Source organism: Paenibacillus sp. NRS-1782, assembly GCF_050467685.1.
Taxonomy (GTDB): Bacteria; Bacillota; Bacilli; order Paenibacillales; family Paenibacillaceae; genus Paenibacillus; species Paenibacillus terrae_A.
Map to the genome: position 1 here is coordinate 1 of NZ_JBITPH010000059.1, position 15,264 is coordinate 15,264.

Sequence of the window (15,264 nt, forward strand, 5' to 3'; positions counted from 1 at the left end):
CTCTTGATCATAGCGGTTAAGAACCCATTTGTCGGGTGCATGCTCTCCTCTAAAGGTTTTACCGAAATGGAAGGTTTCCGTTGTACGTGTTCCTGTAGCAGTCACCGTCCATTCGGCGTTTTTGCCATAGCCGGCTAGATCCTCTCCCGAATAGGTGAAATCGGTTTGATTTAAAAAACGGTTACCTGCCGTTGTACTGTACACATCTGCGCGTGAAATCACTTTAAACACGCCTTGTGTACCGTATACGCCTATGCGCTTGTTGTAGGCTTCATAACGAATGTCAGTCATGGACGAAGTAGGTCGTGCAATTCGTGTGAGCAGCGCAGTTGTATTTTGCTGTAAGACCCCAGCTTTCCCTTCACGATCTGCTACCAAATTAAACGGAGCATCCATGAAGGTATACGTATAGCTGGTGCTTCGTGACAGGGAATCCAGCACTTCCGTGAGCACCTTGCTGCTTCCCTCACCACTTTGACGGTAGGTGTACTGATGGTCCGTGCCTTGCTCTTTGACGACAAGCTGTCCGGCATTGTAAGTGAAGCCAAGCTCTCTGCCATCATTATTTCGAATCGAACGAATGAGCCTAGCTCCACCAGAGCTTGTATAATCCAATTCTACCCGATTCTTATATGCATCCTGGATTAAAATCAAATAACCATCCTGATCGAGATAATAGTCATTTCCATTCAGCTCAGATATTTTGTATTCACTTCGTATTCCCTGCACGCTTGCGCTTTGATCTGTACTGATCTTCAGATCTTTGTATGCATATCCTTCAAGCTTCAAATCATTTTTCAGTTCATAGGAGCCTGTTCCCGGCATGTACAAATACCGTTTACCGCCCTGTTTCTGCATATGAGGAAGATCCCATTTCCAGCCTCGTCCCAGACTTGAAGCTGCTTCCTCCTCGCGGATGGCACTTGTGTTTGTATATCCCCCCTCATTTTGCTGCACACCAATCTGGTTATTGGCCAATGAACTGTTGTACACACGAGTCAGTGCAAAGGGCAATGACCCTGGCAGCACGAGGTCGGTATTTTGAACAACAAGCTGTCCAGAAGCGGTGGATACACTGTTGTCACCGTAATCCAGCCCATAACGCGAAGTATCATCACTTAACCTGCTTTGTGCAAGCGCTGCCTGATCCAAAGGAGCATACACATCTGTTGCAGCAGATACCTGTAGCAAGCTTTGTTTAAGTAAATCCTGCCCGATCAGGCCGTTTTCTTCTGGAATCGGTGCATACACGGAATCATGTACGCTGGGTACGGATGGTATACCTGCCTTAGTCGTCTCAGGAACCAGCGATGGTTCCTCACCCTGATCCAGCGATTTGGGACTTACCACTTCATCCTGAACGGGCGTTTCACCCGCCTTGAGCTCAGCCGACTCCTTGGACGGCTCCGTCTTCGCTTTTGTGCTCAATTCAAGCCCGTTTTGCTGTACCCACAAGGCAGGACTTTGTTCCGGTAATGAGTTTTCCCCGCCATCTTTTTGCCATGCTTTATAAATATCATATAAAGTATAGCCCTTGGATAACTGTGCATTGACCCAAGCCTGATCCTTGCCGGTTTGCTGTGCAAGCCATGCTCTGGTAATAATCTGTGGAGTGGAAGACGAAGAAGCCTGAGAAGCAGCAGCCTCTCCTTTCCCTCCCTCTCCATATGCCCATGTACTCCATGGACCCAGCAACATGACCACACATAATAGACTACAAATATAACGTTTAAACACATGCTCACCCCTATTTAATAATTGCCTGTAAATCTGGCTATCTGTTTTGCTGTCGAAGGATGGATATACATTTAAAATATAAAAGGAAATACCTTTTTCAGCCGCGAACTGACGTTTCCGTTTAAATCATACTGCAGCTCGATTTGATCTCCGGTGGAAAAAATAACTTTATTCAGACGGTTCCCTTTGCCGTATTCATATGAAGTATCCTTGCCAGGAGCCATATGCGCTGCCTTAATTACGGTTTGTAATGCGCCGCTATTGGCTTCTGTCAGCTTTACATAAACGGTTTGTCCTGCCTTCAACTCATACTCTAAAACAGTGAAATTCCAACCATATATTTGCTCTTGCTCTGTTGAGGAGACAAGCTGATTCGAAAAATCAGAGTCCGAAAATAAAGCTACAATAGGCTGCTGTTCAGCATAGTTGGATTTTTCCTTCACCGCAAAACGGTACATTCCGTCTTCTTTGGGCGTAAAACGATATTTCCCTTGCTGACCTACCGTAAAGTCAGCTTCCTTTTCTATGAGCTCAATGAGCTCGTCCAGCTTGCTATCATCTTTATTTTTCATAGCAAACACACGATAAGGCGCTCCAAAATTAACAGCAGGAGTAGCTGCTGCTACGGCAAGATGAATGTTTGCTTTACCTGGCACTTGCTGTAGATTATCTGTCGCCTCTTTATGTTCACGAATCACTTTTCCAGCCTGATCCGTAACGGTATACTGATACGTTCCACCAGCCGTCTTTGCATTCGTCAAGACAGGGGCTGCCTCGCTTCCGCGATTGATCCATAATTCCTGCTTTCCGCCGGACAAAGACGTTTTTAACAACGCCGGTTCTGTACCCGCTTCAGCCTTGATCTCATTTCCATAATTAAAAGTTACAGCCTGTGGTGAAGTCACAGTCACGACTAGCGTTTTTCCAGCTCCAAGTAAGATCATAGGCAACGAAACACTCATTCCTGCGTCATCCACCTTGGAATGAACACCGGTACCTTCTCCATATATGGCATAGTCATAGAGACGATTTTCACTTGCAGCATTGGAGGTCAGCGTAGAAGTCTCTGTACCTGTATTCACGAATACATAACTCTCTCCTTGATTAACGGTTACCTGACCTGCTGGAGCTTGGGCATCATCCACATCGAATATTCCTAATGGACCGCCAAACGTAACCGGTATATCCGATACAGAAGTAATCACCACGTAGCCACCAGCCTGTACTAGAGGCAATTGCGTTGTATCCTTCACTTGAGTGAAAGTTCCGTCTGCACGGTAATTGGTATAGCTCCACTTCATACCGTTGGCAGAAATGACATCCAGGGCTTTGTCTATAGAACTTACATTAATAAATCTCCGACTTTCTCCACGTTTTAGCGTAATTCGATGGAATGCCGCCTGCCCGCTGAGCAAAGCCTCTACTTTACTGCTATAACTAAAGGTGATTGGCCGATCTGATACATTGGTGACAATTGCTTCACCGCCCGCGACAATCTCCGGGTCTACTATATTGTTGAAATGATCTGATGTAAGTAAACGAAGTCCTCGATAGCTTGCAGAATCAAAGCGTGCATTCCCGCTACTTTTATCACGCCGCAATGAGTTCGATTGGCTATCATGATTCCGGAAAACATACGAATCCCCCGGTTCCAAAGTCGTTTGGCCGATACCATTGTCATCTTCGCTGGCCTTAAAGCTCCGATAGATACCACCAAAGGTAATCGGCGTGTCACTGGTTACCGTCACGCTGGCCTTTTTACCTGCACCAACCAGAAAGGTTGAGTGCCCAGTATTGCGTCTGGATTCCTCGATGCCGTTCGCTTTATACAGAACCACATCAAATTTGCCCTTAACGGTTGAAGCGGTGCTGTGAACATTCCTTAAATGATCACTAATATTCGTATAAGCATAACTTTCACCCTTCGATAAGGTTACGCGCAAAAAGGCAGGATCCTTGCTCGTTTCCCAGGAAAAATCGTCCGTATAATCAAATGTAATCGGTCCTGGACCCATCACAGTCACAATGGCATAGCCTGAAGCTGGAATCATAGGACCAGCCTGGCTGTTAAAACCGTAGGAATTGACCGTTCCATCCGGCTTGTAAATAGCATAATCGAACAAGCTTCCTGCCTTTCTGGAGTTGTTGTAGATCGGGTTCATCAGCGTGCCGTTATTATGGAAAATGTAGCTCTTGCCTGCCTCAAACTCGACACGGCTGATCGCATCCCCGCCCACAGGACGGGCGATAAAGTTACGGTAAGGTGCGCCGTATGTAACCGGATTGGCCGTAACCTGGGTAATAACCGCGTATTTATCTACACCGACCTGCGGCTTGGCTGAAGTGCCAGTGCCACGCGAGGATTCCGTTCCATTGGACAGATACACAACATAGTCCAATTTATCCTTGGGTGTACCATCGCTTTCAATTGAGTCTAATCTGGTTCCAACATTAATAAACTGGTAGCTTTCTCCTTGGTTCAAGGTAACCCGTGCGTAAGCAGGTTCTCCGGTACTTTCTGTACTGTATTTTCCGTACGGTAAACCAAAGGTCACAGCATTTGAAGTGCTACCTGTAACGATCAGTTCCTCTCCTTCAGCCAAAGAGGGATGAGCAATGCTGTAAAGACCAGATGCAGCTAAAGTTCCATCTGCCTTGTATTTGGCAAAATCAAAACGGCGATTGTCCTTACTTGAACCATCATGCTGAATCGAACGGGCAGTCCATCCGTCATTTACGATCCGGTAACTCTCATTCTTAGAGACCGTAACACGTTCCAATGCCGGGCTCTCAGATGTGGTGTAGGTGAAGACATCCGTTATCTTTACGGTTAATACTGTTGTTCCTGTATTTGTAATAAATGCCGTACCTCCCCCAGGAACACCAATGGGACTTATGCCGTAATCCATATGGACAGTGCTGATATCTCCGTCCTCTTTGTAACTCACACTATCATACAGAATGCCTTTGGATTCAGACGCGTTACTGTATATGGATTTACTAATCGTATCTGTATTCTCAAATTCATACGTTTCCCCGGGATCAATAGGGATCGACGTATATTCCACGTTTGCCGCCAAGCTCATCATTAATGCGTTATAGACACTGTTTGTTGCAGAAGTGGACGGGGTGAAAGAAACCGTTCCTTCAGGAACCTCAAGTTCCTCCTGTGCCGCATCCGCTTGATCCAGTTGCATTCCGTCCCTTAAATCTTGTTCCTCCGCTCCTGCCACACCAGGCAAGCACAGCAAAGTGTTTGCTGCCAAAAGTGCTGTCAGAAACCATACCATTATCTTTTTACAAAACATCTGACTGGATAACCTCCTCTTGTCATTCAGGAAATAGTTGGGTATACTTCGATTCCCTATCCATTTCTCTCTCTTATAAGCCTTACAATCATAAAAAAAGAATATATTCCCTCCGATTCCATAAAAATAGACACAACTTAATATATCGGCCCCTTATACGCCCCTTTTCATAGGTCAAATGGACCTTATTTTCCATAAAGCGGTTAAGCCCATGGGATTAAAAGAAAATCAGGAGGGGAGTCACTTGCAAAGCCCCCTTCGGGTATAGTAGTATGTGGTTAAAAAAATCGGAGGATATATGCCTAAACAACAAGACAAACATTCCATTCAGGCGTGGTCTCTGATCAATCGCAAATATTTGGGAAAAGGTGTGCGCGTCAAACGTTTTCGCAAGCCGACACGCTGTCAAGTGCGCAATCGTGTTCTGCTAGCCGTTTTGATGGCTAATGACATTAAACTGTCTCAGCTTGCCGAGCAGCTTTCCATTTCCTCCCGTAGCGTCAGCGCGTGGGTATATGAAGGCCGTATTCCCGGCAACACTAATCTGGAAAAAGCTTGTAACACACTTGGGTATCCGCACCATATTCTGTTTAATGAAGAGGTTGTCCGGCGTTCACCGCTCATCTGTCAGCCATCACCGTCCCGTTTTATGAAACGGACTGTGACTCGTTCCCCGGTCAAAAACCGGATTTTGGCGGGTCTATGTATGGTCCATGATATTTCGGTGACCGATGTCAGTCATTGGATTGGCGTTCATCCCGGCACATTTCGAAAATGGTTGCACCAGGGTACCGTTCCTTCTCAAACCTTCCAGGATCAGGCGGAACAGTTTTTCCGTATTCCGAAGTCCATTTTGTTTGCTGATGCCATGCTGAAAAAGTGAGAATGCCCGTTAAACCTAAACTTCTGTACTTTACCTGAAAGTCTATGAAAGGAACGCATTACCATCTTTCATCCCATAAGACTTTCGCCAATTTCAAATCACGGAATATAAGAACAAAAAAAGCACAGTCTGCCGTTTTCTCGGCGTACTGTGCTTTTTTAGATACCTCACCTTTTAAGAATGAGTGCTTGCCGCTTCTGTAGAACGTCCGGCTTCTTCCTTAATCGCCTTCAGCTTCTTCATCACCGGATTGCCTCCACGTCCAAAGTAGTCGTGAAGAAGGCTGTATTCCTCGTACAGCTTATCATAGACGGCCGCGTTCTCTGGGATCGGCTTGAAGCTCTCGTCCCGTACACGAGCCATATGGCGCGCTGCTTCGACGATATCATCATACCCTCCGGCTTCTGCTCCCGCTGCCACTGCCGCGAACATCGCTGCGCCTAGCGCAGGGGTTTGGGTAGAAGCCGCCACTTTGATCTCCCGTCCAGTTACATCCGCATAAATTTGCATCAAAAGACGGTTTTTCTGCGGTAATCCACCGCATGCGTACAATACATCTACCGGAACGCCGTTGTTATGGAACGCATCGACGATTTTACGTGTGCCGAACGCTGTGGCTTCCAGCAATGTACGATACACTTCCTCCGGCTTCGTCAGCAGCGTATAGCCAACAATGAGACCTGTCAGATTCGTGTCTACCAGCACAGAACGGTTGCCGTTCCACCAATCCAGCGCAAGCAATCCGGTTTCGCCCGGTTTGTACGCAGCCGCTTTGCGCTCCAGCCACACATGAACGTTCACGCCTTCTGCCGCAGCCTGCTCCTTCACTTCACCTGGAACAGCATGCTCAACGAACCATGCGAAAATGTCTCCTACGGCCGATTGACCAGCCTCATAGCCGTAATAGCCCGGAATAATTCCGTTTTCTACAACGCCGCACATACCTTCAACTTCTTTTTCTTCCTCACCGAGCAGCATATGACAAATAGAGGTGCCCATCGCCATAACCAGCTTCCCTGGTGTCACGACTCCTACCGCCGGAACAGCCGCATGTGCATCCACGTTACCCACGGCTACCGCAGTTCCCGGGTTCAGCCCGAGCTTGGCAGCCATGTCCTCTGTTAATCCACCTGCACGGCTACCCAAGTCATAAATCTCACCACGCAGCTTCGTATCCGTCAGGTTTTCCAGCCGAGGATCAAGTGCTTTGAAAAATTCGCGATCCGGATAACCGTCACGATGATGGTAAATGGACTTGTAGCCTGCTGTACATTGATTGCGTTTCAGCTCTCCACTAAGCTGGGAAATAACCCAGTCGGTCGCTTCTACAAAGCGATCGGTCTGATCATAAATATCCGGCGCCTCGTTCAGAATTTGCCAAATTTTTGCGATCATCCATTCGGATGAAATTTTACCACCATAACGAGGCTGAAATGCCTCTCCGCGTTGTGTGGCAATTTCATTCAGATGATCCGCTTCATCCTGCGCTGCATGGTGCTTCCACAGTTTTACCCAGCTATGCGGGTTATCCTTCAGGTTCTCGTCAAAGCACAATGGTTGTCCCTGCGCATCAATTGGCAGCATCGTACATGCTGTAAAATCAATGCCGATCCCGATGATGTCGTCCGGAGAAATCCCCGTCTCCTTCATGACAGCAGGTACAGAAGTCGTCAGCACTTCAATATAGTCAGCCGGATGCTCCAGCGCCCAGTCCATTTCCAGCTTGCGTCCGCTGCCAGGCAGCACTTCATCAATAACCCCATGGCGATAAGGTGTTACGTGTGTAGCAATTTCAGCTCCGTTAGAGAGGTCAACAATGACCGCACGCCCGGACTCTGTTCCATAATCGACACCAATGGTATACTTGCTCATTTGTGTGTCTCCTCCTTTTTCGTTTGACCATAGTAAGCATTCGCTCCATGCTTGCGCAGAAAATGCTTATCCAGCAGCGCCTGATCCATAGAGGTTAATTCCGGGTTCAGTGCGAAGGAACGGTACGCCATCTTGGCTACTTCCTCCAGCACCACCGCATTATGAACGGCATCATCGGCATTTTTCCCCCAAGCGAACGGTGCATGCTGATTAACGAGTACACCTGGAATATCCGCCGGACTAATATCCTGAAACGTCTCAATAATCACATGTCCCGTCTCCCACTCATACTCCCCGGCAATTTCCTCTGAAGTCATCGCGCGAGTACACGGAATCGCTCCATAAAAATAATCACCCTGTGTTGTCCCTAATGCCGGAATCGCGCGTCCTGCCTGTGCCCAGCTTGTGGCCCAAGAGGAATGTGTGTGTACAATACCGCCGATTTGCGGAAAAGCACGGTACAGCGCCAGATGTGTAGGTGTATCCGATGAAGGACGAAGGTCACCCTCAACAATATCGCCTTGCAAATTGAGTACGACCAATTGCTCTGCTTTCAGCTCCTCATAGGCTACACCACTTGGCTTGATTACAACCAGTCCCTGCTCACGGTCGATACCGCTTACATTTCCCCACGTAAAAGTAACCAGACCATGCTTGGGAAGAGCCAGATTGGCCTCCCATACTTCCTGTTTCAACTGTTCTAACATGTATAAAACACTCCTTTTACTATCATTTCTGAAATCTGCAATGGAAGTGCTAAACCCAGCTTCAAATGGAAAACCTCAAGAGGCTCATAATGGCCCTTATCCTTGGTTCCGCTTTCATTATACACTTGTACGTACAACTTAGCCAGTGTTTTTTTATACGTTTTTTCACTTCATACCTGTCTATGTTTTCAGAAAAAACATAGCAAAAACAGCCTATTTTCTGCAATCCAGAAAATAGGCTGTCCTGTACGGCTAGTGAGCGGGCCGATATGCTATGAGGTGTTAGAACTACATTTTATCCAACTTGTCCTTACATGTATCCAAATAAAAACTTACCCCTATTTATTAGGTTCTTTATACGTCACTGGCAACAGGACCCGTAGATTCACGGATAATCAGCTCAGGTGGAATAATCCACTGGCGATCCTCTTCGCGGAAGCCCTTTTCTTCAATCATCGACAATATCGTATCAGCGGCGCGAAGCCCCAGTTCTTCTTTGGGATGGCGGATTGTAGTTAGCTTGATTTCCGTTGCCGTTGCCAAAAAAGAGTCATCAAACCCTACCAGCGACAAATCGCCCGGAATGCTTAGACCCGCCGAACGCACAATGTCCAGCAAACGCACAGCCAGCTCGTCATTATAGGTTACCCATCCGGTAGGACGCTCTTCCGGCTCCATACTCAGCAGTGTTGACGCACGCTGTAACGGAACCTCATTTTTTTCTTCTGTCCGGTAGGTGGTCACTGCATTCGGATGCAGCGTAACCCCATATTTGCGGTGGGCGGCCACAAATCCCTTCATACGAAAAATTCCCTGCATATCATCTGTCTTGAAAAACCCGGCTAACCGACGATGACCCAGCTTAATCAGATGCTCAGCCGCTAAAAACCCGCCCTTCTCATCATCTACACGCAGACATGGCGCATCCATTTCCTCATACCGCGCATTAATCATTAAATAAGGAATTTGGCGGTTTTCCACGGTCAGGTAATAATTGAGATTGGGGTTGCGTTCCCCACTTTTCGTCGGCTCAATAATAATCCCGCTTAATGGCTGGCTAAGCAGCATTTCCAAGCACTGCCGTTCCTGATCGGGGTCATTGCCTGTGCTTGACAGCAGCAGCTTATAGCCCTGACGACTTAATTTGGATTCAATTCCCTGCACAATCGACGGAAAAATATAATCCGATATATAGGTCGTAACGACCCCGATGGTCCGTGGGTCCTCGGGCTGCTTGCTATCCCGTGTGGCGACAAAGGTCCCCTTGCCCTGCATGCGAAACAGCCAACCTTCCTGTACCAGCTCACCTAACGCCTGACGCACGGTTTGCCGACTAACCGCAAATTGCTCAGACATTTCATGCTCAGAAGGAAGCTGGCTTTGAGGCTCCAGCCTGGATGAATGAATCCATGACAAAATTTCCTGTTTAACCTGTATATATTTGGGCGCCATATTTTCCTCCGTCACTTGCAATATCGTGTACCCTTTTGTATTTCACGATTATAGCATATCGTTCATTTGTACATACAAATGTTACAGGAGCAGGATATCGTTGTATAGCTGCCGGAGGCGTAAACCCATTCGCTAATCCCTTCCATGTTACAAGTGCTTGGTTATCCTGTCTAAATACCGCTTGTGTACAGGTGCATTTTATGAGCGAAGCAATTGATGATCGTTCATATACTTGAGCCCTGTATAGCGATTGCGCAGAGTATGAGCCGTACGAAGTGCGCGCGCAAGCTGCTCCTCGGTTACGCCCAGCTCGGCAATCGTAGACGGACCACCGACCTGAGTCAGCCATGCACGCATCTGCTCTGACGTGGGCAAGGTTCGATATACCTCCAAAGCATCCACAGCTTGGCTGGCAGCCAGGTCCCTGTACAAGTCCGCCAGTAAAGCAGAAGCTACACCCACTTTGGCACCATGCAAAACTTGCTTGCGCCCCTCCGCAATAAAATCCATTTCAATGCGGTGTGAAATGTGGTGCTCTCCCCCCGATGCTGGACGGGAATGATCAATCATCAGCATGGAAATGCCGGATGCGATCAGCGCGTTCATCAGCACTTCCACACCTGCCTGGCTACCCTCCGCAATCTCATCCACATGCTCTACACAGGCCCGCAGCGCCTCCTCCGTGATTCGATTAGCCAAAGGCGAATACGGTTCGCCCCCCAAATCCCTGGACACCTGCCAATCGGCTAATGAGGTGAATTTCCCGAGCATATCGCCAAAACCTGCGGCAGTCATCGCTTGTGGCGCATTCGCCAGTACGGACAGATCAGCAAAGATCGCTTCCGGCGGAACAGCCTGAAATGTCTGCTTGCTGCCGCCCACAATCAACGGCGCACCTGCCGATGTGAATCCATCCACAGAAGCGGCCGTCGGCACCGATAGGAACGGGCGATTCATTTTATAGCATGCGAAGCGAACCAGATCATGAATAGTGCCGGAGCCTACAGCCAGTACAGCCTGACTCTCATCTGCCACACCCAACAACACCTTTACGATATAGCCTTCATCTGCAATCACATCCCCCACAGCATTGGGAGGCAGCCGAACCACATCGACCACCAAGCCTGCGTCACGTATGAGTTGTGCCACCTTTTCCCCTGCCGCCGCAGAGGTGTATTCATCCTCTACCAGCGTCACATGATGGTAATTCTGTTGCTTCAAATAAGGGACAACGGCTTCAAGCGCCCCATCACGCACCTCAATGAACAATTCTACCTTACGGTAAGGGTGATCGGTGTTGTTTGCTTGTGCCTCTTGGTTCCACTGCTTGATCTGCTCATTCATATTCATTTCATCTACCTCCTGAAAAGGAATAATTTGCTCAAGAATGATTCATACTGTTAAAAAGATTCTCTTTGAAAACGATTTCCATTTAATTGTACGCACAAGTTCCTGTACAAGTCCAGATGAAAAGTACAAGTTGCTTTGCAAATCCTGATTTCGAAAGGAAAAATGCTTATGAAATTCAGAACAGACATCGCTTGCGCACTCGGTTTACTGGCAGGCACAACCTTTGGCAGTGGTATTGCTTTTTTATTCGGCTGGCAAGCCTATCAGGCTTTGACCTCCGTAGCTGTCTTCGGCGTTACCGGGATCATGATTACCATCGCTGTTTTTCGTGTGCTTCATCACAAATCGGTTTCTACGTCAGATCCCCGATAGTCTCAGCTACTGAAACAAGAACACTTCGCTTGTACGGCACCATTCCGCCCACTCCGTTTGCATGTACCTTTTTTAGTTCAGCTTATATACATTTGCCTAACATATGAGGAATTTGCATAAATCCTGATATAAAAAAACGGGCCTCACAAGCGATTTATTTCGCTTGTAAGTGCCCGCTTTTATTGTGTGTGTAGTACAATTCGCTACAATTGCCGATCAGCCATGATGCTACTGAATATCTGGATTTACATCCAATTCATAATCAATTTCATCAAACCCGAATCCAAACAACTGAAGGAAATCCAGACGATATTGGTCAAGGTCGCCCCGTTCAGACACATTTTCTGTAGTAATCCCGGACCAAGCCTCTTGAACAGCCTGCTGGACATCCGCTCTCATTTCCCAGTTGTCCAGACGAATGCGCCCTTCATCATCGGTTTCCACTGTCGCTCCACTATATAGCTTCCCGAACAGACGCTGCGCTTGCTCGATACAGCCCTCATGCAAGCCCTTTTCCTTCATAACCTTAAACAGCAAGGAAATATACAGAGGTACAACTGGAATAGCCGAGCTGGATTGTGTAACCAAAGCTTTATTTACTGAAACGTAGGCTTTTCCAGCGTAACGCTCCAGTTGCTTCGTTAAGGTATGCGCAGTGGCCTCCAAGTCATTTTTGGCTTGGCCAATGGTTCCTTTACGGTAAATGGCCTCCGTGATCGCTGGACCAATATACGAGTAAGCCAGTGTGGTTACCCCTTCTGCCAGCAGATCAGCTTCTTCCAGCGCTTTTAGCCATAAGGACCAATCTTCGCCTCCCATTACCGTTATCGTATTTTCGATTTCCTCTTCCGTAGCCGGCTCCAGCGTAATCTCCGATACGACACCTGTATTGGTATTCACCGTTTTATCAGAAAAAGACTGTCCGATGGGCTTGAGAACAGAGTTGAAGGTTTCACCTGTATCAGGATGCGTCCGTCGTGGTGAGGCGACACTATACACAATTAGATCTACCTTGCCCAGCTTTTCCTTAATCAGCTTCAACGTCTCCTGCTTGATTTCATGGGAAAAAGCGTCACCATTAATGCTTTCTGCTATGTAGCCAGCCGCTCTAGCCGATTCCTCAAAGGCTACAGTGTTGTACCATCCAGCCGAGGCTGTGCGTCCTTCTGAAGCGGGGCGTTCATAGGATACACCTATGGTATCGGCTCTCATACCAAAGCTGGCAGCAATACGGGAAGCCAGTCCATAGCCGGTGGAAGCTCCGATCACAAGCACCTTTTTGGCCCCTTGTATTGAAGGATTTTCTTTGATGTAGTTGATTTGACGATTGACATGAGCCGCACATCCTCCTGGATGCGCAGTAGTACAGATAAAGCCACGGATTTTCGGTTTAATTATCATTTCAAGGGTCCCCCTACTTTGGCATTCATTTAATATAGATGGAATGGTTGTCCAGTCCTAACTATATAGCAAATCAGCTTTAGGCTCAACCTTTTACGGGCGTAATACAGCAGTCAACAAGACTCTAAGAACATCTGTGAGTTCCTTCCACTGCAAGCCGTGAGATTCCGGGCAATCCACACAGGGCATGAGCGTTTTGTCAAGTACATCTGCATCCAGGTGAAGCCAAAAACCGTCAACCTCTCGCTGATAAATGAAATCATTCAAAATTTCCGCAGGTCTGGTACCCCCTTCCCGAAGAGAGCGTTCCGCACTGAAGCAGGTAATGCCTTCCGTCTTTGCCTCTTCTATAATGCTCTGCTCCGGATCTGATTCGCGATAGCCGAAGGTCAGGGCATTGGAACTTTGAATATAAGGTTTTCGATTTTCCAGATTGGTTAACATATCTGTTCCTTTACCCGTAACAATAGCCAGGTCCATACCAGCCACAACGGCTTTATCTCTATTTCCTTTATGATAATAATCTGGATGTGCGTCCATATATGATCCCTACTATGAAGAACCGGAACGGCTTGACAGTCCGGAGCAATTAAATGATTTGCTACAAAAGTATGGAGTGTTATGCGATGAAACGGTAGCTCTGAAGGAACTAACAGCCGTGCGTGCTTACCGCGACAAACTGCGCGATTTGATTATGAGTGGAAGTGATGAACAACTGGGAGAGTTTTTGACGGAGAGTGAATTGCATTCCCCCCTGCGCCCACGATTAAATGCACAGGGAGACGGCAGCTTTCGTTATGTGTACAGTCCATCTGATAAAAACACAGGCAGCTTGGCCGACCGTATGCTGGCGGTCTGTTCGCGTACGCTCGGAAGAGAGCTGACCCTGTACGGAAGACCAAGACTCAAAGTCTGCGTTTCAGATCCTTGTCGTGAAATATTTTCTGATCATTCTAAAAACGGACTACAGCGGTTCTGTAGCAAACGGTGCTCTACCCGTTATCATGTCAAGAAACACCGGGAATCACAATGAAATACACGCTCAGGTAAATGACTAATGCTACGTTCATCCCTTGGGTATTGCCACCCCATTATAGATAACAGAAAAGGTTCATCATTGCTACAATGAGCAATGATGAACCTTTTCTGTTAATGATGCGGTCGAGAGGACTCGAACCTCCACGGGGGTTAGCCCACACGGACCTGAACCGTGCGCGTCTGCCAATTCCGCCACGACCGCATAATATGTATTCATTCCGATGTCTAGTTATGTAGCAGGACCATAAATACGTCTAATACATATAATCACCGTAATTAAGATTATAGCGCCCGTAGAGAATAAAAGCAAGCCATTTTTATATAATGTTTTCTATAGATAATTCCCCAAAACATGTGAAAACAACTGGATTTCTCATACCATATATGGTAATATGGACGCATCAGGAAAGGAGGTGCGTCAACATTAGTAATCAGATGTTGAACGTGTCCCTTACCCGGTCCGCCATTCTCTAATTTTCAGAGATGACGGAGGCGCGGGATACGGATCAATGCTTTAAATAAGCGCCACGGGTAGAAAGACCGTCTTCGGACGGTCTTTTTTATGTTAAACATCACATTATCGTAACAAGATTACATACTGGGAAAAGAGGTCATTCTATGTCTATTCGACCGGGGAATGTGGAAGAGTTTAAAGAATTATCAGCTATATGGCTGGAAGCTTCCATAGAGGCCCATCATTTTATTGATCCACAATATTGGACATCATAGGTTGGCGAAATGGAAGATAAATACCTTCCTCTAGCTCAAAACTACGTTATTATACAGGACGATCACACTATTGGTGGCTTCGTTTCCATGATAGATGGGTATTTGGCAGCTTTGTTTATACGTGTAGGTTCCCAGCGAAAAGGCTATGGCAAGTTAATACTAGATTGGGTTAAGAAGCAATATGATCAGATCCAATTGAAGGTATATCCGTCCAACACAAAGGCATTAAACTTTTATACCAAAAATGGCTTTATCATTCAAGAGGAATCGGTTGATCCAGCAACCCGTGAAAAGGAATTTGTAATGGTTTGGACAAAGCACAATTAACATTAAAGCTACATTATCTCAATGAAGCCAAAGGGCTCTGCTCCCGTAAATACGGTAAAAGCAGAGTTTTTATATTTTACATACACTA

At 47.0% G+C, this 15,264-nt stretch carries 12 protein-coding genes and 1 tRNA gene; 4 read left to right on the forward strand and 9 right to left on the reverse strand.

Translation table 11 applies throughout. The features are described from left to right. Both ACIFQM_RS21440 and ACIFQM_RS21445 read right to left on the reverse strand, forming a co-directional pair. A partial coding sequence (locus ACIFQM_RS21440) for a DUF6531 domain-containing protein (RefSeq protein WP_430066101.1) occupies positions 1–1,737 on the reverse strand: 1,737 nt, incomplete at its 3' end. A gap of 71 nt (positions 1,738–1,808) precedes the next feature. Then, positions 1,809–5,045, reverse strand: coding sequence for a hypothetical protein (locus ACIFQM_RS21445; RefSeq protein ID WP_430066103.1), 3,237 nt, complete (start codon positions 5,043–5,045; stop codon positions 1,809–1,811). A gap of 298 nt (positions 5,046–5,343) precedes the next feature. On the opposite strand from ACIFQM_RS21445, the gene ACIFQM_RS21450 reads away from it, so the two are divergent. Further along, a complete protein-coding gene (locus ACIFQM_RS21450; protein ID WP_430041402.1) occupies positions 5,344–5,928 on the forward strand; it encodes a helix-turn-helix domain-containing protein in 585 nt (194 codons plus the stop codon). A gap of 174 nt (positions 5,929–6,102) precedes the next feature. Here the strand turns inward: ACIFQM_RS21450 and ACIFQM_RS21455 are convergent, their stop codons facing one another. The 4 genes from ACIFQM_RS21455 to ACIFQM_RS21470 form a co-directional block, all read right to left on the reverse strand. Continuing rightward, positions 6,103–7,800, reverse strand: coding sequence for a ribulokinase (locus tag ACIFQM_RS21455; RefSeq protein ID WP_430066105.1), 1,698 nt, complete (start codon positions 7,798–7,800; stop codon positions 6,103–6,105). Beyond that, positions 7,797–8,507, reverse strand: coding sequence for an L-ribulose-5-phosphate 4-epimerase (gene araD / locus ACIFQM_RS21460; protein WP_430041405.1), 711 nt, complete (start codon positions 8,505–8,507; stop codon positions 7,797–7,799). Before araD ends, ACIFQM_RS21455 begins: the two co-directional genes overlap by 4 nt. Before the next feature lie 354 nt (positions 8,508–8,861). Beyond that, on the reverse strand, positions 8,862–9,959 hold the full coding sequence (locus ACIFQM_RS21465; RefSeq protein ID WP_430041407.1) for a GntR family transcriptional regulator: 1,098 nt from the start codon (positions 9,957–9,959) through the stop codon (positions 8,862–8,864). 198 nt (positions 9,960–10,157) lie between these two features. Next, complete coding sequence (locus ACIFQM_RS21470; protein WP_430041408.1) at positions 10,158–11,309, reverse strand: sn-glycerol-1-phosphate dehydrogenase; 1,152 nt, start codon at positions 11,307–11,309, stop codon at positions 10,158–10,160. A 168-nt stretch (positions 11,310–11,477) separates the two neighbouring features. Between ACIFQM_RS21470 and ACIFQM_RS21475 the strand changes: the two genes are divergently transcribed. Further along, entirely contained in the window at positions 11,478–11,681 is a 204-nt protein-coding gene (locus ACIFQM_RS21475; protein WP_430041410.1) for a hypothetical protein, read from the forward strand. 228 nt (positions 11,682–11,909) lie between these two features. Here the strand turns inward: ACIFQM_RS21475 and fabV are convergent, their stop codons facing one another. Both fabV and ACIFQM_RS21485 read right to left on the reverse strand, forming a co-directional pair. After that, on the reverse strand, positions 11,910–13,082 hold the full coding sequence (gene fabV, locus ACIFQM_RS21480) for an enoyl-ACP reductase FabV (RefSeq protein WP_430041412.1): 1,173 nt from the start codon (positions 13,080–13,082) through the stop codon (positions 11,910–11,912). A 93-nt stretch (positions 13,083–13,175) separates the two neighbouring features. Continuing rightward, positions 13,176–13,622 (reverse strand): arginase family protein, encoded by a 447-nt coding sequence (locus ACIFQM_RS21485; protein ID WP_430041414.1) that lies wholly within the window; start codon positions 13,620–13,622, stop codon positions 13,176–13,178. Between ACIFQM_RS21485 and ACIFQM_RS21490 the strand changes: the two genes are divergently transcribed. Further along, complete coding sequence (locus ACIFQM_RS21490; RefSeq protein ID WP_430041492.1) at positions 13,621–14,115, forward strand: CGNR zinc finger domain-containing protein; 495 nt, start codon at positions 13,621–13,623, stop codon at positions 14,113–14,115. The genes ACIFQM_RS21485 and ACIFQM_RS21490 overlap by 2 nt on opposite strands. A 123-nt stretch (positions 14,116–14,238) precedes the next feature. Here ACIFQM_RS21490 and ACIFQM_RS21495 read toward each other — a convergent pair. Next, positions 14,239–14,322: transfer RNA gene (locus ACIFQM_RS21495), tRNA-Leu, on the reverse strand. Positions 14,323–14,858: 536 nt separating this feature from the next. On the opposite strand from ACIFQM_RS21495, the gene ACIFQM_RS21500 reads away from it, so the two are divergent. Then, a complete protein-coding gene (locus tag ACIFQM_RS21500) occupies positions 14,859–15,176 on the forward strand; it encodes a GNAT family N-acetyltransferase (RefSeq protein WP_430041416.1) in 318 nt (105 codons plus the stop codon). Positions 15,177–15,264: the final 88 nt, after the last annotated feature.